We start from the raw sequence: 23,747 nt of genomic DNA, 5'->3' as shown, positions 1-23,747 counted from the left end.
TTATTTCTGAGATGCTCAAAATTATGACTATTCGGATCTGCTCTATTGGCTCCAGGTTTGGAGCAAACGTTAAAAATAACCAAGCTCCGTATGAGCATTGATCTCCTGCTATTACTCGCCTGTGTAACAACGAAAACAAAGGTTAATTATGGAAAATAGTTTTACTGGACTTGAGGTTGCTGTAGTCGGCATGGCTGGGCAATTTCCTGGTGCTGACAACGTAAGTGAATTCTGGGAAATGTTGCGAGGCGGTATAGATGGTATCAGCTCATTTACTGAAGACGAACTTAAAGCCAATGGAGTTTCAAAAGAAGCATATTCAAGAGAAAATTATATTTCGGCAAAGGGAATTATTAATCATCCATTCAAATTTGCCGCAGATTACTTTGGTATTAACCATTCTGATGCCGTAAGAATGGACCCACAGATCCGTTTAATGATAGAAAACTGCTGGCAAGCATTAAATCATGCCAATATCGACTCTAAAACATATTCAGGAAAGGTTGGTGTTTTTGCCGGAGCAAGTAGCCAATGGTCTTGGTTTAAAGCATTGGATGCGCAATTTAGTTCAGCGGCTGAGCAGTTCCATGTTGCTACTTTGAATGATCCCTCATTTTGTACGCGAATCTCCTATTTACTGAACCTAAGAGGGCCGTCGGTCACTATTCAAACTGCGTGTTCGACCTCCTTGGTCGCGATACATATGGCATGTCAGGCATTACAGGCCGGCGAGTGTGATGTTGCGTTAGCGGGCGGGGTGAGTGTCACCCATCCTCATAAAAGCGGCTATCTATATCAGGAAGGGATGATTAACAGCCCTGACGGTAAAACTCGCGTATTCGATGAAAATGCATGCGGCACCGTATTCAGTAACGGGGTTGGCGTTGTTGCTTTGAAGCGCCTTGATGATGCCATCCAGAGCGGCGATAGAATCTTTGCCATCGTTAAAGGCAGTGCGGTAAATAATGATGGCAGTGACAAAATCAGCTTTACCGCGCCTAGCGAATTGGGACAAAAGAGTGTGATTCAGGACGCTCTTGAGTATGCAGAGGTAGACGCGGAACAAATTAGTTATATCGAAGCGCATGGAACCGGTACTTTGCTTGGCGATCCGATTGAATTATCCGCGTTGAAAGGCGTTTTTCAGGGTGATGGCTCATGTGCGTTAGGTTCGGTAAAGTCTAATGTTGGTCACTGTGACGCGGCCGCTGGCGTCTTAGCTTTTATCAAGGTCGCGCTTTGCACTTATTTCAAGACATTAGTTCCTACGCTGCACTTTAAAAAAGCCAATCCGAAACTGGATTTGGACAACTCGCCTTTTTATGTAAATACCGAAACCAAACCGTGGGATGTCAGTCATGGTGACGTGCGATTGGCCGGGGTGAGTGCATTTGGCGTAGGTGGAACCAATGCGCACGTCATTTTGCAAGAGTATGGGGACGGGGAGCAACCTTCATTGGCGGAGCTGCAATATCAATCATTGCCGGATCGCCTTGAGTTTAGACCTGTTGCGAATGTCCAAAAAGAAAAGATTCAGCATACGCAGGTTGTAGAAGTGCGCCAAGCGCGAGCGCATTCACTTGATGAGGCCAGTTTACAAACAGCGCTACTTGAGATGCTGAAAACGCATTTTGCAAAAGATGCGATTACCCTTAAAGACAACTTTTTTGATGCTGGCGCGAGTTCACTCGATATTGCGCATTTACATGACAAGGTCAACACTGAGTATGGATTAAATCTAAAAATCAGTGATTACTACCGTTATAGCAATTGTGAAAAATTAGCTCAGCATATTTGCTCATTAGGTAATAGCCAAACGTTACAAACGAGCAAACGCACACCTCAGAATACCTCGCCAATATCCGTTTCAAACGACGATACCCGACACAATTATCCACAGCACGCGGTTGCTGTTGTGGGAATGAGTGGGCGCTTTCCGGGCAGTGAGAACATTCAAGAATATTGGCAAAATCTGCTAGAAGGTCATGAAGGCATCAGCTTTTTCTCAGATGAGGAGTTACTCGAAGCGGGTGTTCCTGCGGCGGTTTTGCAGTTGGATAATTACATCAAAGCAAAGGGCGTGCTATCGAGCTCGTTTGATTTTGATCCAGAGGCGTTTGCGTATACGGCTCGTGAATCTCAGTATATGGACCCGCAATTCAGATTGTTACATGAAGCGACATGGCAGGTACTCGATGATGCCGGATATGGCAATCAAAAATACAGACCGATAACCGGACTGTTTGCCTCTTGCGGCTCGAATCATGAGTGGTTAGAGCGATTAAAAAAAGAGGTGACGGATTCAACTGAGCAATTTGGTGTCGCGCTTTTGAATGACCGGGAATTTTTGACGACTCGCGTCGCTTACAAACTGAATTTAACCGGACCGGCGGTAACGGTTCAAAGCGCCTGTTCCAGCTCCGCGTTGGCTATCACCTTAGCTTGTCAGAGCTTATATACTCATCAATGTGATCTTGCATTGGCTGGCGGCGTATCGATTACCACGCCGGTTAAAAGCGGTTACATGTATGCGCGAGGTATGGTCAACAGTTCTGATGGTCATTGCCGTCCATTTACCCAAGAAGCGAGCGGCACGGTATTTAGTGATGGCTTGGGGATGGTGGCACTCAAAAGGTTAGAGGATGCGCTGAGAGATAATGACAACATTTATGGGGTGATCGCAGGTTTTGGCGTCAACAATGATGGTCATGACAAAACGGGATACACCGCGCCGAATGCCAATGGACAAGCCAGTTGTATTCGCCAATCTTTAAATATGGCTGGTGTTAAGCCCGACGATATTGAATTTTTGGAAGCGCATGGCACCGCAACCTTGGTTGGTGACGAAATCGAAATTGAGGGGATCAAAGAAGCGCTTGGCGCAAGTGACAAAAATTGTGTACTGGGGAGTGTTAAATCCAACATCGGTCATACCAACACAGCGGCAGGCGTAGCAAGTTTTATTAAAACGATATTAGCGCTTAAATACGAAACATTGCCGATGTCATGCCATGTTACGGAAACGATCCCTGACTCATTGTCTGACACTCGATTTACTTTGATCGATAAATCAAGGCATTGGAAGAGTGATAATGAGATTAGAACCGCGGGAGTCAGCTCCTTTGGTATTGGCGGAACCAATGTGCACTTGACGGTTAAATCGATAGAGCAGCCAGTGAAGAGGGATAATGAGCGTTCAGAACTTATCGTTCTGTCAAGCAAGAGTCAGCAAGGTTTAGCGAAGATCGCAAGTAAGCTGCACGACTATATCCAGCATGCAGATCAAGCCCCCAACCTGACAGATTTAGCTTACACATTGCAATTAGGACGAGGCGAGTTTGATGTTCGTTCGTCAGCGGTTGTCGATAGCATTGAAGCGCTGAGCATCACTTTGTCTCGTTTGGCAAGCGGCAAGCCGGAGGGACGTGAGATTTCAGACAATGCACCCGGTCTTGTCTTTATGTTTCCGGGGCAGGGGGCGCAATATGTAGAGATGGCGAAAGGTTTGTACCACGAGCTAGACAGCTTCAAAAATATAGTGGATACATGCCATCAACTGCTGCGTGAGCAATTTGATATCGATCTGTTGTCGCTCCTGTACAGCGATGGAGAGGATGCAGAAGAGCGTAGTCTTGAACTACAAAATACCCGAATAACCCAACCGGTTATCTTTGTTGTCTCTTATGCATTGGCGAAGTGTCTGGAAAGTTTCGGTATCCGGGCCAATGCAATGATTGGCCACAGTGTGGGAGAGTATGTCGCCGCAACATTAGCAGAAGTGATGACCTTGGAAGAGGCCCTTAAATTAGTGGCTTCACGTGGTCTCATTATGCAGGAGTGTGAACCGGGAGCCATGCTCAGTGTCGCTTCGAGCAGAGAAAAAGTTGAGCCATTTCTGACGGACTCAGTGACACTGGCGACGATTAACTCGCCTAATTCATGTGTTATCGCGGGTCCTTTTGCAGAGGTTAAAGCGGTGCAAGAGCGATTGTTACAAGAGAACTTCCGTTGTCGATTATTGAAGACATCGCATGCATTTCATACCGCGATGATGTTGCCGGGCGTCGATAAGTTTCGAGCGGAACTGGATAAAGTGGATTTTAAAGAGCCAAAAGCGGCGTTCTTATCCAACGTCACAGGCCAGTGGATTCAGCCCGAAGAGGCATGCTCAGCCGACTATTGGATCAAGCATTTATGCCAAGCCGTTGAATTTCAACAAGGCATTGAAACTTGCCTGCAAAAGCCGGAACTAAATGTATTTTTAGAAGTCGGACCGGGACGTACTCTTTCAACTTTTGTGAAGCAAATAGCGGATAGTAACGCGAATATTTCCGTGTTTAATCTGTTACGTCATCCACTTGAGGAAGAGAGTGACCGAGCTTGTTTGCTCAAAGTATTAGGAGAGCTTTGGTCTTTGGGGTGTTCTATCGATTGGACTGTTTTATACCAACATGTATCTCCGGGGCGTATTAGTCTTCCCGGCTATCAATTCATCAAAGAGCCAAGTTTAAGTGAATATCATATTTCCTCTACCAACGTTGGTCGGGTGTCTGAAACTAAAGTCACTAAGAAAGAACTTACACAGTGGTTGTATACCGAACAGTGGCAACCTGTCGGGTTACCGACCGGAAGTACCGAACAGGAAAATAATATCGTCTGTTTTGTGCCGGATTTAGCGTGGTGTAACGTATTTACTGAGCGCTTTAATCAAGAGGGGAAAAAACTTAAATTTATTGTTCCGTCGCCGGAATATTATGTCGATGGTCAGGTAATAGGCGTTACACCGGGAGATAAAAATAGTTTCGATAAATTAATGGCTGAGTTAGCACATTCTGGTTTCTTACCGGACTCAATTATTTTTGCCTGGCCGCTTTCCGGTACTAAAGACATAATGACATCTTGGTTTGCTGTCATTTTATTACTGCAATCATGGGGGAAATCGGGGCACTTATCTGAGTTTCGTTTATTATTGGCGACTACCGCACTACCGGAACACAGTCTGCTTAATGGCTTAGTTAAGGTTATTGCTCAAGAGGTCACTAAATGTCATCCTCGAATTATTGAATTAGATACGGCTGAACCTATTGAGGCGGCATGCGATATTCTTGCTCAAGAATTAACAGCAAGCGATATGCGTTTTATTGTCAAAAGATCTCAACAAGCGAGATTTGAAAAGCGTTACGAACAGTTTGAGAATGCCAACGTTATTTCCCAAAAACAGCTTTTCAAAAAACAGGGTGTTTATCTGATTACCGGTGGATTGGGTGATCTGGGGTTATTATTTGCAGAGCGCTTAGTGACGCAGTATGGCGCTAAGGTAATTTTATCGGGGCGTAGAGATTTACCTCGAAAAGCCCAGTGGGGTGATGCTGAAATAAAAGTCCATCCGCAGTCAAAACTGATTGATCGAATACATCAATTATCTCTGATTAGTGACGGCGATATTGATTACTACGCGGCAGATGTTTGTGATCGTCAGGAGATGGAAGCGCTTATTGGGCATATTGAAGCACAATATGGTCAGTTAAATGGGGTGATCTGTGCGGCAGGTGTTACGCGGGGAGATTCTTTCCAAGGCATTAACCATATTACTATGGAGAATTGTCAGCCCCAGTTTGACACAAAAGTTTATTCTTACCAGTTGCTTGCAGAACTATTAGAACACAAGCAAATTGATTTCTGTCTTTTATGCTCTTCCATTGCGGCTATTTTGGGGGGCTTAAGCTTCTCGGCTTACAGTTCAGTGAGTTCTTTTGCTGATGCATTTGCGAAACAACAAAATCAGTTGGGTAAACCTTGGATTAGTATTAACTGGGATGGTTGGGTATTTGAGCGTAAAGATGCTGATGACGTTATAGGTTCTTCACTAGAGCAGCTATTAATTGAGCCGGATGAAGGTCTTTCTATTTTAGAACGCGTTTTACAGTCGCCTCTTGAGGGACAGTTAATTGTTTCTACCGGGGATCTGAACCAGCGATTTGAACAATGGGTTGGCACCCATATTCGGCCTTTTACGTATCAATCCCATTCAGCACATTCAAAGCAGATATTCTCAAAACAACAGATTGTCGACACTATTATGGATATTTGGCAAAACTTCTTAAAAATCCATTCGATTAATAGTGGTGATAACTTCTTTGAATTAGGGGCAAATTCATTGGATCTGGTTCAGGTCAATAAGCGTATTACCGCAGCGCTTTATATTGATTTGTCCGTGGTGGATATGTTCAGTTATCCGACATCAGCATTACTTGCTGATTTTATTATTGAGCAAAACGTCATGATGGTGGAGGAGCTATCAGCAGTTACGGTTGAAAATAATAAAACAGCAGAACTTGATATGCCGTTGGATAATCAACGAAGCCAAGATCACAATACTGATATCAGTAAAAAAATCGCCATTGTGGGTATTGCTGCTACATTCCCGGAAGCCGAAAACATTTACGACTTTTGGCAGAATCTCACTTACGGTAAAGAATCCATATCGATATTCAGCAAAGAAGAGCTGCTTGACGAAGGGATAGATCAGGCTCTATTAGATAATCCCAACTACATCAGAGCAAAAGGGGTGTTTCCTAATGCGGGTGAGTTTGATGCTGCCTTTTTTGGCTATACACCTTACGAAGCAAGGCAAATGGACCCGCAAGTTCGGGCCTTTCATACCTGTTGCTGGCAAGCTCTGCAAGACGCTGGCGTTAAGCCCAAAGAAAGCAGATACAAAATTGGTCTTTATGCGGCGGCGTCAGGCAATTTGCAGTGGTTAGCGCAGGCGATGGCGACGGCTGAGGGAAGTGCGGGCCAATATAGTGCAATGACCGTGGCGGATAAGGATTATATGGCGACTATTGTCTCCTATAAATTGAATTTGACAGGCCCCAGTATGGTTTTGTCAACCGCCTGCTCGTCGTCTCTGGTTGCAGTCAATGAGGCAATCAAGTCCCTGAGGGCTGGAGAATGTGATGTCGCGCTTGCTGGCGGAGTTTCCATTACTTTACCGACAAAAGCCGGTTATCTCTCCGAAGAGGGGATGATCCATGCAAAAGATGGGAAGTGCCGCCCGTTTGATATCCAAGCCAGTGGTACGGTTTTTGGTGATGGCGTTGGCGTGGTGGTATTAAAACCACTCCAGCAAGCACTGAAAGACAACGATAATATCTATGCGACCATCGTAGGCGCCGCTATCAATAATGATGGCGGCAGAAAGGTTGGATACACTGCGCCAAGTTATCAGGGACAAATTGACGTGATTCAGGCCGCGCTTAAAGATGCGAATGTTTCGGCAGACACGTTAAGCTTTGTTGAAGCGCATGGTACGGGCACCCATCTGGGAGATCCCATCGAATTTAAAGCGCTTAAACAAGCCTTTGCTACGGATAAGAAAAATTTCTGCAAGTTAGGCAGTGTAAAATCCAATATTGGACATCTGAACTCAGCCGCGGGTATTGCCGGACTGATAAAAGCGGCAATGGCGCTTAAATATAAAGAGCTGCCGCCGACAATCAACTTTGCCAGAATTAATGCGGAAATCGATATTGCCAACAGCCCATTCATTATCAGCAATCAATACAGCCGACTTGATGATGCTCAGGGACCTCTGCGAGCAGGTGTCAGTTCTTTTGGTATTGGTGGTACGAACGCGCACGTTGTGCTTGAACAGGCGCCAAATGTACATCGACAAACACTGACCAAAGGGCAGTCAGTCGTTCTACCAATCGTATTGTCGGCCCCGGATGAAAAGTCGTTAGACAGCTATAAGAAGCAGTTGAAGCGAGCAATACAAAGCAACGTCGTTGATAGTCATATCAATGAGCTGGCATTGAGTCTAATGCAAAGAGAGGTGATGCCTTATCTGTTTGTTGCTTATAGCCGGGATCGTGAAGGTTTATTGCAGCGATTGTCGTCACCCTCCTCTGATTATCTTTACAACGGCATCACAGCGGATAGGAAAGTGGTTTATTTGTTCCCGGGACAAGGTATGCAATATGCGGCGATGGGACTGTCTCTCTATCACACAAATGATCTGTTCAAAACATGGTGTGATCGAGGATTTGAAATAGCCAGCGAGTACTGCGCGATTGATTTAAAACAGCTTTTCCTCGCGGGGGAAGATGATGAGAAATTGTATAATACCGAGTTTGCTCAGCCGTTAATGTTTATTATTGAGTATTCACTGGTGCAGGTTCTCGCCTCTTATGGTGTTAAACCGGCCGTGATGTTGGGCCATAGCTTAGGTGAATATGTCGCAGCCGCGGTTGCTGAAATCTTCTCGTTCGCCGATGCGGTTAGGATGGTGTGTGCCAGAGGCCGCTTGATGCAGTCCACGGAAGCTGCCGCTATGCTATCGGTTATGTGTTCGGCACAAGTGGCTCAAACCATGTTGTTTGGTCGCTTGGAAATCGCGCTCGATAATAGCAGCGAGCTATGTGTGCTCTCCGGCTCAGACGAAGAAATCACCGCATTTGAGCAACTCTGCGAATCCAGATCAATCAAGACCAAGCGTCTTAAAGTCAGCCGTGCTTTCCATTCCCGTTATATGGAGCCCATTTTGGCTGATTATGAGCGAGTTATCGGTGAGGTGAAACTCTCAGAACCCAAACTTCCTATCATCTCTAATGTGACCGGAGCATTGAGTACTAAAAATATGATGATGGAACCGCACTATTGGGTTGGTCAAATTCGTGAACCGGTGCGTTTTACTCAGGGATTAGAGGAATTACTGGCAAGCGGTGATTGTATTTTCGTTGAGATAGGGCCTGGCAATGGTTTATCGTCGCTGATTAAACACCATCAGGATTTCAGTGCAAAACATGTCTGTATTTCTCTTATGCGTCATGGCAAAGAAGAGGAATCTTGCCTCATGGAAAGTTTGGGCATGTTGTCGCTGTTGAACGCCAATGTTCATTGGCAGCATGAATTAAACGGGATGGCTGTACCTCCAGTAAACCTTCCGCCTATGCCGATTCGAGGGAAAGAATATCCTAAAGATGTGAAAAGGCTACAGGCTATTTTCTCAGGTAAAGTTGGTTCTGACGTAACTCAAGTGTCTACACAAAGTGTGGCGAGAAACCCAGTTTCTGGCGCTACAAAGTCAAAGAGTGTAGAAGAAGAACTTAAGGTTATTTGGAAAAATGTACTGGGTGTCAGTGATGTGAACGGGGAAGATGATTTCATCACATTAGGTGGGACTTCACTATCCGCAGTACAAGTCATCGCGAAAGCGAAGTCTGTACAAATTCCTATTGATATGAATATGCTGCTATCGCGAAAAAGCCTGAATGGAATCACCCGTTTGATCGATACGCCGAGTTCATCTAATGCGATAGGTTGGCAGTACAATACACAGTTCAAGCCTGAGTTTTATGGCAGTGATGCGAGCTGTATGTATTCAGCGGTGAGAGAGAAACTGAAACATGATTATGGTTTGAATTGTCCAGATAGCTTAATGCGAGCATCGGATGGAAGCTTGCTATTTGGTTTTGGCGTGCAGTTCTCAGACTCACAAGGCAATATCCTGAGTGACTATCAGAATTATGGCGCGCTATTGGATTGGCCTCAGTTGCCAGAAAGTTTCTCGTTTTCCTATCACAAACAATTTTTTGACGATTTGGAATCTTACACCGCGTATTGCATAAATGAGCTGGAGCAAGGAAAACTGGTTATTGTAACCGGATCAGATTACTACTTACCGTTTTCCCCTTCTTACGGGTTGAGCCATAGTGAATATTTACTCAGGCCGCTATTCGATAATATAGAAATCGATGAGGAAGAGGTTATTCCACATGCGTTTGTTTTGGTTGGGCGTACTCAAGGAGGCTATCAAGTCTATGACGGGAGCTTTAATTACTTTGGTGAAATAAGCGATGATGAGTTTGCGCAAACTGTTATCGGGTTCAAAGGGCTAGATTTTATGAAATCTCATGAGGTGTATCACAAATCTCGTTCTTATCTTGCGATATCGGTTGTTCAAATGGGGGCGTTTTTACCTATTGATCATCTATTACGCAAGACGCTAGATAAAACCTTGTCGGGATTGCAGACTCACACGGTTATTACGAACGGAAATACGCCAACTCACCATTATGTTGGTATCGGTGCTGTCAATAAATTGCTGGAAAGTCCTGAACTGTTATTGGGGATGACATCTGGTGAATTGGAACAGATTGTAAAGCGGTGGTTGTCACAGTTGGAGCTTCTTCATCGTTTCCTTGCTATGGCAATACCTGAGCATGCACAAGTGTGGGCGGACGGTGTGGCGGGCATGACCGAAGCGCTTCGGAAGCTTATTATCGTTGATAATCAAAATCTCAGTGTCAATGACGTCACCAGCACAATGACGTTATTTAAACAATCGCTTGAGAGCGTGATTGGCAAACTAATGTGATGTTTGTTGTCAGAGCTCTTGTAATGAGAGCTTTGTCTTTAATTTGGCAAATTTCACTCGCACTCTTATATAGCAGTATTGAATTTAAAAATATTAATTTTGGATTGGAGATGTCATTGAAAAATACAAATTTCATGGCAAATGATTCTGTGGCTTTTGCCTATTTAAAATTATCAATTCCGGTTTTTTTTGGCATGTCAATTCAGGGGCTTTATGGAATAATTGATGCTATCTTTATCACTAAATATATTGGTAAAGATGCTATGGCGGGCTTTTCAATATTTTTTCCTATTCTTCTATTAATCGGTGCTGTAGGAGTTATGTTGGGAACCGGCGCTGCTGTCTTGGTAGCGAGATTTCTAGGCGCGAATAAGCTTCCATTGGCGAATAGAATTGCGATACAAGCTATATTTATGGGAGGAGTGTGGGCTATCTGTTTTAGCGTATTATTTCTAACATGGGCACGAGAGATTTTATTATTTCTTGGGGCTACGGAAAGCATCATTAATTATGCTGTGGATTTTGCAACACCATTGGTGTTATGTATGCCTATTATCGTGATAGCGACTATTTTTGGCGATCTGTTACGGGCAGAAGGTAAAACTAATGCCATGTTCGCAATAATGCTCTGTGCATCCATTCTTAATGTTGTGTTTGATTTCATCTTTATTGTGGTATTCGAGATGGGAATGTTTGGCGCTGCGGTTGCGACGGTATTGGCTAATACTATAGCGCTAATATGTGCCGTACTGATCTTTCATAGTGATCATACTCGTCTGACTCTCTCACTGACTTACTTCGGCATAGGCGTGAAAGAGTGCAAAGATATAGTGCTTATCGGATTGCCAACCCTGATTGGAAATTTGTCATATGGGATACTCATTTTCGTTATTAATTATCTCATCAAAGCGAGTGAGGCTGAAAACGCGGGCGATATGATTAGTGCTTTTGGACTAGTTTTCAGGGTATTAAGCTTTGTCGTCTTGCCGTTGATTGCAATGATGTCAGCGTTGCAAACTTTATCAAGTTATAACTTTGGCGCAGAAAAATATAATCGATGTATAAAGTCATTAAAGGTGGCATTATTATATGCTTCATTTTATTCAATATTAATGACTTTACTGGTTATTACGTTGCCAGAACATTTATATGGCTTATTTACTGATGATAAAAATCTGTTGTTAGAGATTTATAATATTTCCTTTTTGATTTTTTTAGGCTTATTTTTCCTTGGCGGGTTACTGGTATTTATCGGTTTTCTGCAAAGTGTAAAAAAAGAGAAATATTCGATGTTATTGGTTTTTTTTAAGCTTTTTTTACAGGTTTCTTTAACTTTTTCATTATCTTTTTGGTTTGGTGTTGGATGTTTTTCTCTTATTCTATTTTCAGTGGACTTACTGGTATTTATTTTGGCTGCTGTGCTTTCGCTAATCGCATTAGGCAATTTGGTTTCTAAACCAGCTAATGTTCAAGTTTGTCAGGTTATTTAATATATTGTTATAGTTAAAAACTTAATGAATTGTTCGATTGGAAATATCCGGTGTGAAGTGAAATGGAACCTTAAATATGAACGGAGCTGTTATGAAGTGTTTTATTATGGTTTTCCTTCTGCTATTTTCCTGTATTAATTCGGCAGATGAGAATTTAAAAAGTCAAATTTTGCAATATATGGAGTTTGGCAAAATACCAAGCTTAGTTATAGTGATGGTCGATAAGAATCAAAAATCAAACGTAATATTGTTAACAAATGAAAATAAAAGTAGTACTCAAAGTTTTGATGAAAATACTATTTTCGAGTTGGCTTCGGTAAGTAAATCTTTTACAGGTTTAATTGCTGCAAAGATGATAGAAGAAGGTAAAATTTTTCCTCAAACCAAAGTTTCATCAATATTGCCCTCGATAAAAACGACTTATGATAATAAAAGCGTTGAGGTGACATTTTTGCAGTTGCTCAACCATACATCAGGCGTGCCTTTTAAAACCATTGATATGCTCTATTCCCAACCTCAAAAGGGGCTTGAGCAAGTTATCGATGATATTAAGCTGATTAACCTCCAGACGATGCCGGGGCAGCAACATGCATACGCCACACTCAATTACGATATTGCCGCCAGAATGATGGAGAAAGTTTCGGGGCAGTCATATCAACAGTTACTGCAAACCTATATTTTGCAGCCGTTACAGATGAAGGCGACCTCCACTGTTCCAGAAGCAGCAAAAAAGGCAATCGGCCATCAAATCAGTTTTTTACAAGCCAGACCATACGATGCGCCATTTGTTTTGGCTAATGTACCCGCAGGGTATATACAAACTAACGCTTCCGATATGCTTAATTGGTTAAAGTTCTTGGTAAGCAATACAGATTCAGCTCTCCTCGATGCCAAAAAACGAGTATTTTCAGGGAAGTTTGGGATCGATACCAACGAAAGTGAAAAGACAATATATACCTTAGGATGGTATAAACAAGGGAATAGAGTATTTCACACAGGAATGAATCCAACTTTCTCTAGTTATGTTTCCGTTGATCTGGATTCTGGCGCTGCGGTTGCTGTGATGGCAAATGTTAACAGCAACATTACTTTTGAACTTGGTAAGCAAATAATGCAACAGCTTGCTCAAGGAGGGGACTTTACAGAGTTAAATGCCGTTAAAGATCTTGAATTATTTGATACTTTTGATAGAACTTTTCTCATTATCAGTGTATTTGTGATTTTGGCTTGCCTCTTTTTAATCTATTTAAACTTAAAATGGAAGAATATACGTTGGCTTTCAAACTGGGGCGTTGGGAAAGCGGCAATTTTATCTACTGTATTCGGCATTGCTCTGTTAATCGTATTGACCTTCCCAAATTTGTTGCTTGGATTGTCTTGGGCGACATTTATGATCTGGATACCTAATAGTTTTTGGGTTTTGTATTTTCCTCTGGTGCTTCTTTTACTCCTTTGTCTCTCTTTGTTCTCTCGCGCTTTATATCGTCGTCGCTCAGTACATTGAGTTTGATTAGGATTTTATTTTTCAAAATGTTCAGCATTTAAATTTCTTACGGATTTAATTATGTCTATTAGTAGAAAATCATATGAAATGACAGGGATTCAAAAAGGGGTGTGGGTAACAGAGTTGAAACACCCGGGGACCAGCATGTTTAATATTGGTGGTACCTGTAGTGTTGAAACAGAATTAGATTTCCCAAGGTTAGCTAATGCGATACAGAGAGTTATTAGAGAAACCCAAAATTTAAATTTCACTTTGAATGATGAGATTCCACCGAAACTTATTTTAGATAGCCGGGTGGGAAAAAATATCGATTTTATTGATTTTCGTCACAGAGAAAATCCACAAACAGAATTTGAACAATGGCGCACAGAGTGCATGTCTCAAAAAATGGATTTGGCGACATGCTTATATTATTTTTGTTTGTATCAAGTGTCAGATTCAAAATGTGGCTTTTTAATCAAAATACATCACTTAGTTTGTGATGGCGTGACAATGCATAATATTATAGCCAGGATTTGTGAGTGTTATAATCATCAATTAAATGATGTTGTGCATTGTGAGCTTAATGATGATCAAAGCTATTTTTGGGCGTTAGAAGAGAAATATTTATCTAGTCGCCAATATGATAAGGATAAATTATTTTGGCGTAATTTCCTTGCTGGCAAGGTAGAGAATAGCAACTTTATTTTAGGTAATAGAACGCTTTCAACCCAAGCTACTCGGAAGATTTATGATATTCCTAATCAGATATCAGAGAGAATAAAACATGCCTGCGAAAAATTAGGATGCACAGAAAACATATTTTACTATGCGGCTATTGCTCTCTTGCTATCTCGGCTTTCAGGGAATAAACAAGTCTCTTTTGGTATACCGCTTCATGGCAGGAAAAAGATAAATCTGGTACGGAATTCAATGACGGTATCTACCGTTCCAACACAAATAGCAGTGGATGAATACACCGATTTTTCCAGTTTAATTAAATCAGCTTTAGAGAATAACAATCGGATATACAGACACCAAAAATATGATTACACCGAGTTGGTTAAAGAAACGAGAGCCGGGGCATCGGTTAATGATTTGTTTGATGTTAGCTACAACTACGCCAACACTGGATATAACTTGGTTCTGGGGGAATTTCCACTGATTGTTGAAGATATATTCCCTGGCGAACAGCAATATTCAATTCAATTCCTTTTTAAAGAATTATTAAGTGAGAAATCGACAAAGATATATTGTGACTACAAGGTAGAAGAATATACGCAGCCGCAGATTGATTCAGTCATCAATTTATTAATTGAGATTCTGGATAAAGTTAGTACCGATCCATATTGTCAGTTGCTGATGGTTGCGCCAGTAAGAAAGCATAATCTTCAACTGATTGAAACAGGCCCCAATAATGCTGTACCAACCACCGCGACGATCATCTCGTTATTTGAAGAGAGTGTGGATTGTAATAAAGATCGGCTTGCCATTATTGAAGAAAATAGAGCATTGACTTTTCAAGAGTTTCAAATCTTAGTGAAAACAATCAGTGCTAATCTCTTAAGCCACGGGGTTTCTGGAGGATCTCGAGTTGCTATTTTACTGCCTAAAAGTGCGGAGCAAATCGCGACTTTATTAGCGATTATGACCGTCGGGGCGACATATATTCCGCTTGAAAAGGATTTGCCGCAGGAAAGAATAAAATACATTTTGGCCGATAGCGAATGTGCATTAGTTATCACAAACCATGATGGGGCATCGTTATTGCCAGCAGATGTTGCTTACTGCGATAGTACGGCTCTGTCTGAAACTTTGCCACAAGATGATTTGGCACGTTTACAAATAAGGTGTGAACCTACCAGTGAGGCATATTTAATATATACTTCTGGCTCCACCGGCTTGCCGAAAGGCACAATTATTCGTCAACCAGAACTAGTGAATTATTGCCAGTGGGCGGCACAGGTTTATTACCCGGAAAAATCTGATGTAGCGGCATATTATACACCGCTAACTTTTGATTTAACGGTGACTTCACTGTTCCCGGCTCTGCTTGCTGGTTCGGCTATTAAAATATACACAGAAACATCAAACTTTATCCTGAGCGATATTATTCACGATGGTGTTGCGACAGTAGTGAAATGTACGCCATCACATTTACGCGCTATCCAACATGAAATTATCGGCCCTCACTGCGCGATTAAGCGCTTTATCGTGGGGGGAGAAAACTTAAAAGTCAGCGTGGCAAATCACACATATCTTCAATTTGGTGGTAAAGCCGATATTTTCAATGAATATGGACCAACAGAAACCGTGGTTGGTTGTATGATTCACAAGTTTGATCCCGCCAAAGATACCGATGTTTCAGTGTCTATTGGTGAACCTATCGACAATACGCAGATATATATTGTGGATAGTTATGGACGCCACTGTATTCCGTATATGAAAGGTGAAATGGTTATCGCCGGAAATGGCGTGTCTGCGGGTTATTGGAATCGCTCGGAATTGACTCAGAAGAGATTCATCACTGACAGATTCTATCCAAAACAACGAGCCTATTTATCAGGTGATCTTGCTTATCGCAACGAATTTGGGCAAGTAACTTATTTAGGTCGTATTGATAAGCAAGTCAAGATCAGGGGGCGCCGGATTGAGATCGAAGAGATCGAGACAAAATTACTGGAATATAAGGATGTTCAGGATGTAACTATACTGGTCGACGAAACCAATCCTGACGCCTCAATCTTAAAAGCTTTTGTTGTTTTAACGGAGGAATCATCTGTCTGTGGAGAGGAATTAAAACAGTATTTATCAAGTCACTTACTCCATTATATGGTGCCGCAATTTATCAAATGTATTGACGAAATTCCTTTAACTTTTAACGGTAAAGTTGATAGCGCCAGATTGCTGGAGCTTGAAGATGATAAAATAAGTACTAATGACAATGAGAAAATTAGCGCCTTAGAAATATCGGTGCTCGAAGAATTTAAACGGGTACTGGGTTGCGCAGAGTTATCTATATACAGTGACTTTTATCAATCTGGCGGCGACTCAATAAAAGCGATTCAATTAGTCACATTGCTACAGAAAAAAGGCATTAGCGTAACAGCGAAAGAAGTGCTCCAGTTGCCGACGCCAAAATTGTTGTGTCGCCATATTGACAGTCGGGCGACGCTTATGGAGCAAGAAGAAGTCGTTGAGCTTTCTACTTTCTCACCCACGCCAATTATGAAATGGTTTAGTGGTCTGTTGTTAGGAAGGAAAGAGATATACCACCAGATGTTATCTTTATCTCTCCCATCATGCTTGGATCAAACGGAACTGGATAAGATCTTAGATACTCTTATATCATTCCATCCGATCCTGAATACCTATGTAAAAGATAAGCACTTTACTTTACAGGTACGAGAGGGAATGAAGCATATTAAAACACGTAAAGTGAATGTGACGGGGTTTGAGCAACGGGAATGTGTTGCGAGAACGCTTTTAGAAGAATCAAGCTGGCCTGAATCTGAGCTATTTCAGGCGATTATCCTTGATGATGGTAATGAAACCGAATTATTGCTTATTGCGCATCATTTGATTATTGATGGCGTGTCCTGGCGTATTTTGATAACAGACTTAAATACGCTTGTTGAGCAGCATTTAAATCGTCAACCGCTCAAATTACGCCAGCAAAATAACAATTACGCTAGATGGATTGATTTTACTGAACACTATGCAAAAACGGTCAGCGAGGATGAGATCGGTTTTTGGCAAGAGCAAATAAGCGGCTCTCCTTTATTCACTTATCAAGACTTATATAGTCGTAAATTAACGATCGGTTTGTTAACCAGTGAAATAGCGGGCGTTAACTTTGAAAGTTTTACCAAATTATGTGGAATGTTGAAAATCAAACCCAATGAATTGTTTTTTTCATTATTTACTTACTCATTATTTAAAATTTTCAATAGAAATAATTTTACCGTTGAACTTGAAGGTATCGGCAGAAATTCAGAACAGAGCGAAGTGGATTTAAGCCATAATATAGGATGGTTCACCTCAATTTATCCATTAATATGCCACTGTGACGATAATATATCTTCCCATATAAAAAAGACAAAAATAGCCATGCGTCGGGTTAATGATAATGGTATGGCCTATCAATCCATTCGCCATTGCTCGACAGAAAAACAGTTAGGCCCTATTCATAACGTGCCGAAGTTCAATTATTTAGGTGATTTTTCAGGATCGGCTCACCAAGGGGTCGTGAACATCAAGTCAATCTACCCTCATGTTATTTCCAGTGCGGATAATATCTATACCGATGCTTTTGATTTTAATATTTATTGGCAGCAAGGGTGTAAAGTGAGTGTGAGCTATATTGAGCAGTTGATAGATGCGCCTGAAATTGAAAATATCATTAATGTTATGGCGAGCAAGCTCAAGGAACTTATTGATTCAACCAATTATGATGACAAGGATTTTTATATACCAAGCGATTTCCCGACTATTTCATTATCAAATACCGAACTTGAACAACTAATCTCTGAATTATCTGTGCTTTCAATTTAAATTTGGGTTATTAACTTATGACAGATTCATTTGATATTGCCATAATTGGTATGGCATGCCGATTTCCAGATGCTAAAAACCCAGAGGAGTTTTGGCAGAATTTAATCTCAGGGAAAGAAAGCATTAAAACATTCACGCAAGATGAACTACTGGCTAATGGTTATAAACAAGAGGATATCAATAATCCCAACTTTGTAGCGGCTAAAGCGACGCTTGAAGATTATAAATCCTTTGATAATCATCTTTTCGGATATTTAAAAGATGAAGTTGATAAGATGGACCCGCAGTGTCGATTGTTACATGAATGCTGTTGGCATGCATTGGAGGACGCTGCTTATATCGGCCAAAATAGTGATGAAAGAATCGGTCTATTTGCCGGGGCGGCGTCAAACATTCCCTGGATATCAGGCTTATTAAAGCGCAAGCTCACGCCTGCTGAAACATTCGATATCGTGAATTGGAATTTACCTGAGTCCATCATTACCAGAACGGGATATCGATTAGGGTTGAATGGACCTGTCATGGCTATTCACACCGCTTGTTCAACGTCGCTGGTTGCTATTCATACCGCGTGTCAGTCAATTTTAAGCGGGGATTGTGACTTAGCTTTGGCTGGCGGAGTTTCTTTAACGTTACCTCAAGAGTCTGGCTATCTTTATCAGCAAGGAATGGTGCGTTCGGCTGATGGTCATTGCCGACCTTTCGACATCAACTCCAATGGTACTGTTGGCGGCAGTGGGGCCGGCATTTTGTTGCTTAAGCCTTTGGATAGAGCCATTGAAGATAATGACTATGTTCATGCGGTGATTAAGGGATCGGCGATAAACAATGATGGTCAGCGCAAGGTTGGATTTACCGCTCCGAGTGTTCAGGGGCAGGCGGAAGTCATAGCCAGTGCTCAGATGTTGGCTGGCGTTGAACCAGAGGATATTAGCTATATAGAGTGTCACGGTACCGCGACTGAGATAGGTGACCCGATTGAGGTATCAGCGCTGTCTAAAGCGTTCGGAAACTCGAATCATGTCTGCATGCTTGGTGCGGTAAAAAGTAATATCGGGCATCTGGATGAAGCAGCGGGTGTTGCGGGTGTCATAAAGACGGTGATGTCTTTAAAAAATAAGCAACTTGCGCCAACCCTCCACTATAACGAGCCTAACGACAAGCTACATATCGAAGAAACGCCGTTCAAAGTCGTGGATAGACCAATGGCGTGGGCAGTTGCAGGAAACCAGAAACGCATTGCCGGCGTCAGTTCATTTGGTATTGGCGGGACGAATGCCCACATTATTTTAGCGGAAGCAGATGAACCAATCGTTCTCAAGAAAGAAACCGCGACATTACCGAATGTGTTTTTGCTTTCAGGTGAAACCCCTGAATCACTTACCAATAATCAACATAATTTGGCTGATTTTCTCCAGGCTAAGCAAGATGTCAGGTTGTCTGATGTTGCTTACGTATTACAACAGGGCCGAATACATCATAAATATAGAAAATCAATTGTTGCTTCCTCATGCGACGACTTAATTAAAGCGCTGCGAAAACCCAGTTCCCAACATATAAAAGCTTCTGGGACAGAGCATCAAATAATATTTCTGCTGCCCGGTCAGGGAGCGCAATATACCAATATGGCGCTTGCCTTGTATGACACTCATACGGAATTTCGGGATATTGTTGACCATTGCCTTGCAATAGCGTCTCACCATTTGGGTGAATCTCTGAAAGAAAAGTGGTTTACCGATGGTGTTTCAAATGAATTGCAGAAAACGAAATACGCTCAACCTGCCATTTTTATTGTTGAGTATGCGCTCTCTCGTTGCTTGATGGAACTTGGCGTTCAACCTTCAAGCTTGCTCGGCTACAGCTTTGGTGAATTAGTCGCTGCGACGATTGCAGAAGTGTTTTCCCTGGAAGATGCCATTAGTTTTGTGATTGCGCGTGGCAAGCTGATGCAAGATTTGCCGGTGGGGGCTATGTTGAGTATCCCACTGCCTGTTGCAGAAGTTAACGCTATATGCCCGGCAGGGGTAACTGTGGCGATTGATAATAAAGATTCGTGTGTGGTCTCGGGATCGGCAGCAAACATCGAAGAATTCACAGCGATCCTCAAGAAAAAGCGCATTCTGACCACTCCAATCAAATCTAAGCATGCGGCGCACTCGCCAGCGATGAAACAGATTAATGGCGCGCTCCAGGCTGTAATAGCTCAGTTTAATCTCAGCGCGCCAAAGATCCCGCTCATCTCTTCCGTGACGGGATTGCCGTTAACCACCGCGCAGGCGACTTCAACGGAATACTGGGCAGCACAGGCTGAGCACACAGTCTGCTTCGTCAAAGGATTTGAGTACCTGATTGAGAAACACAAAGCCTGTATTTTTATTGAAGTTGGCGCTGGCCGAGATCTGATCAATCTGGCCCGGAGATATCTCTCTCCAGAGGGTTATAATGTCCTTATCCAGTTACTGCCAGAAGAGATCAAAGCGCCAGATCTGCCTTATTCCTATTGGGGGGCGTTAGGTAAACTTTGGCAACAGGGAGTGCAGATTGACTGGCATAAAGTACGATTTACCGATGATTGCCGGCGTATCCCATTGCCGGGATATGCGTTCGATAGACGCGTTTTTTGGCCCAAGGAAACAAACTTCCTGAATATTTTCTCTAACGCGCCAGATGCAATGAAAGCAGAGAGAAACGTTGAAAGAAAAGGGCGGATGTCTGATTGGTTTTATCAACATGCTTGGAAACAACAGCCGTTGAGCACATCAAATGTGCAATCAAGCGATGAAACAACGCTGTTGCTACGGTTCAGTCATACACCGACACAAACATGCTGTATGGCGCGTAGCCTACAATGTTATTACAAAAAATTAATAAAGATTCGTGTGAGCAACGAAAAGGTTTTTGATCTGGATGGGGAGAGCCAAATTAGATCAGATAATCAGGAAGACTTTACTCAATTCTTTAAGTTACTCGCAGAGAGTAATACTTCCGTGGCAAACGTTATTGTTGATTGTCTTGACTCAGCGCTGGCGGTCGATGAATTGTTGTCACAAATTCTTAATCTCTTAAAGTCGTATCGTGCGCAAGTAGCCAACAGCACCATTAAAAATGTCACTTTTCTGGTGAAAGATGCCGTCGTGATATGTAATGAAAAGAGCATTGATCCATCATCAGCGGCAGTTATGGCAATAAGCACCGTGATCCGTCAAGAGTTCCCGGATTTATCTTGTCGGGCTATCGATGTTGGCGATATGGCGACAGATTGCGGGGCGACAAAGCTACTTGCTGAAATTGCATCTGGTGGAAACGAGACTGTTGCGTATCGTAATAACAGAAGATGGTGTGAGGACTTCGTTCCCTATGTGCCTTTAGCTACACGAAATCACGCTTGCCTGAAAAAAGAAGGAACTTACTTACTGATTGGCGGCGCGGGCTTTATTGGTAAAACATTTTCAAATTACCTCGCTAAAGAATATCAAGCTAATTTAATTATTACTTCGCGCTCTAGCTCTCATTTGGACAATTCCTGGCAACAAATAGATAAACAGGCTTCCTCATTGCAGCTTATCCAGGCTGACGCGAAAGATCTGGATGCAATGTCTGAACTCGTTCAAAACGTCATTAAAAATCATGGCAAGATAGATGGCGTATTCTATTTAGCGGGGATTACCGGAGAGGCTTCACTAAGATCTATTATTGAAACTGATAAGGCTTATATCAAGGCGCACCTTGAAGCTAAACAAAAAGGCATTGAAGTCTTAGAGAAAGCGTTAGCAGAAGCTGACTATGATTTCTGTGTTGTCATTTCCTCACTTGCTCCAATTCTTGGCGGGCTTGGGTTTTATGCTTATGCTGCCGCTAGCGCTTATTTAGATGCGTTTGTCATTCAGCACAACCAATGTCACCAGAATAACTGGACATTAATTAATTGGGATGGATGGGAAGTCGCGGTAAAAAGTGACATTAATGAGAAAATTGGCGCCAGTTTGTCGCATTTATTGGTAACGAAAGAAGAAGGTATCTTATTACTGGCAGATGTGCTCAATTATCAAGAAAAAGACGCTTTGATTATCTCGACTGCTGATATCAATGCCCGCATTACGCAATGGTCTAAACCAAGTCAACTTGAAGAGCAAGGGAGTGATAATAGGCATAAAGAGTACTCATGCCGGCCAGATCTTGAATGTAACTTTATTACTGCTCGTAACGAGATTGAAACTAAACTGGTTGGAATATGGCAAGAGTTTTTACGTATTAAACCGCTAGGTATAGAGGATGATTTCTTTGATTTAGGCGGGAATTCTCTCAAAGCGATCACTTTACTATCGCAGATACACAAGAGCTGTAGTATTGATGTGCCGCTGACATATTTCTTCAAACACCCAACGGTTAAAGAGATCGCCGAATTTGCTGGAGCTCAATCTGAAACGTCAGGGTATCAGGCAATTCAGCCCGTTGCTGAACAGGATTCTTATCCATTATCTCCCGGCCAGAGACGTATTTATTTACAACAAATGTTTGATAAAGGATCTGTGGCTTATAATGAAACCGCAGTTTTTAATATTGTCGGTCATTTGGATATCCCAAAATTCAGTGAAACTCTACGGAAGTTAATACAACGACATGAATCGCTGAGAACTTCGATAGTATTAGTTGATGGTGAACCGAGACAAAAATGTCACAAAGAGCCCATTGTTGAACTTAAACATATTAAATTCAATACAGAAGGATTAAGTCCGCTTCAAGTTAAAGAGCAGATCAAGCGCTTAATAAAACCATTTAACCTGCATAAAGATGCGCTAATTAGGCCAATTCTTATTGAATTAAAACAATATGAATATCTATTTTTCTTGGACATTCACCACATCATATCTGATGGTCTCTCTCAGGATATTTTTGTCAGAGATTTTCTCGATATATATCAAGGCGTAAAATTAACGCCTCTCAATATACAGTATAAAGACTACACTATTTGGCAAAGTGAAATAGCAAATAGTTGCCGAGTATTAGCACAAAAAGACTTTTGGCTAGCAAAACTGAAAAATATACCAGAACTTCAACTGCCGTATGATTTTGATCGGGAACAGATAACAGATGATGGTGGGGAAAGGCTTTACTTCTATTTAGCAAATGAAACTACCGAACGGCTGGTTAATGAATTCAGTAGCGATGGTGCAACTAACTTCATGATCTTCATCTCTACTTACTACTTGTTATTAGCTGATTTAACAAAGCAAATGGAATTTTGTATTGGAACGCCAATATTGGGTAGGCCACAAAGTGAGTTACAAGATGTAATAGGTATGTTTGTCAACCTTCTTCCAATTCCATTTGATTTTGATGAATCGATGACTTTTAGGGACTTAGTTAACTCGGTTTCTGATATTGTTATCTCGTCATTTGATAATTCAAATATTCAATTTGAAGAAATAGTTAAAGCAATAAATATAAAGCCTAAGAAAAATAGAATGCCGATATTCGATACCGTATTCTCATATATGAATATTGGCATGGCTGATTTTGAGATGCCTAATTTGAAGTTAAGCCGATATGAAATAGAACAACAGAGTTCCAGATTTGACCTGGCGTTCTTTGTGAAAGAAATCAATGATGGATACGAGTTTAGCTTTGAATACAAGAGTGAATTATTTACAAGCGAAAAGATTAAGTTTTTCATAGAGCGATATATTAATTTGGTCGATGATCTCTTAAGTCATCCGAATGTTGCTATTGCTGAATATTTTAAACATGCAAAAGTGAATTTGGACACTCCTAAAGATGAAAGTCTTTTAGAATTTAACTTTTAATGGATTGATAAATGGAGTAAAACATACTCATACTC

At 41.8% G+C, this 23,747-nt stretch carries 5 protein-coding genes; all 5 read left to right on the top strand.

The annotated features are described in order from the left end of the window. Positions 1 to 148: 148 nt before the first annotated feature. A complete protein-coding gene (locus TI10_RS16355; RefSeq protein ID WP_049584461.1) occupies positions 149 to 10,381 on the top strand; it encodes a type I polyketide synthase in 10,233 nt (3,410 codons plus the stop codon). Continuing rightward, on the top strand, positions 10,381 to 11,871 hold the full coding sequence (locus TI10_RS16350) for an MATE family efflux transporter (protein ID WP_049584460.1): 1,491 nt from the start codon (positions 10,381 to 10,383) through the stop codon (positions 11,869 to 11,871). The genes TI10_RS16355 and TI10_RS16350 overlap by 1 nt, the downstream gene beginning before the upstream one ends. A gap of 76 nt (positions 11,872 to 11,947) precedes the next feature. Then, a complete protein-coding gene (locus TI10_RS16345; RefSeq protein WP_049584459.1) occupies positions 11,948 to 13,375 on the top strand; it encodes a serine hydrolase domain-containing protein in 1,428 nt (475 codons plus the stop codon). A 60-nt stretch (positions 13,376 to 13,435) separates the two neighbouring features. Further along, positions 13,436 to 17,908, top strand: a complete 4,473-nt coding sequence (locus tag TI10_RS16340; protein WP_049584458.1) for a non-ribosomal peptide synthetase — start codon at positions 13,436 to 13,438, stop codon at positions 17,906 to 17,908. 17 nt (positions 17,909 to 17,925) lie between these two features. Then, positions 17,926 to 23,712, top strand: a complete 5,787-nt coding sequence (locus TI10_RS16335) for a type I polyketide synthase (protein ID WP_053093468.1) — start codon at positions 17,926 to 17,928, stop codon at positions 23,710 to 23,712. Positions 23,713 to 23,747 lie beyond the last annotated feature (35 nt).

This window comes from Photorhabdus luminescens subsp. luminescens (assembly GCF_001083805.1).
Lineage (GTDB): Bacteria > Pseudomonadota > Gammaproteobacteria > Enterobacterales > Enterobacteriaceae > Photorhabdus > Photorhabdus luminescens.
This window is presented reverse-complemented; position numbering and strand designations above follow the sequence as displayed.

What these genes read in the sequence shown, in the direction of transcription:
- TI10_RS16335 (WP_053093468.1), top strand. Translation starts at nt 17,926, where the DNA reads ATGACAGATTCATTTGATATTGCCATAATTGGTATGGCATGCCGATTT.
- TI10_RS16340 (WP_049584458.1), top strand. Translation starts at nt 13,436, where the DNA reads ATGTCTATTAGTAGAAAATCATATGAAATGACAGGGATTCAAAAAGGG.
- TI10_RS16345 (WP_049584459.1), top strand. Translation starts at nt 11,948, where the DNA reads ATGAACGGAGCTGTTATGAAGTGTTTTATTATGGTTTTCCTTCTGCTA.
- TI10_RS16355 (WP_049584461.1), top strand. Translation starts at nt 149, where the DNA reads ATGGAAAATAGTTTTACTGGACTTGAGGTTGCTGTAGTCGGCATGGCT.
- TI10_RS16350 (WP_049584460.1), top strand. Translation starts at nt 10,381, where the DNA reads ATGTTTGTTGTCAGAGCTCTTGTAATGAGAGCTTTGTCTTTAATTTGG.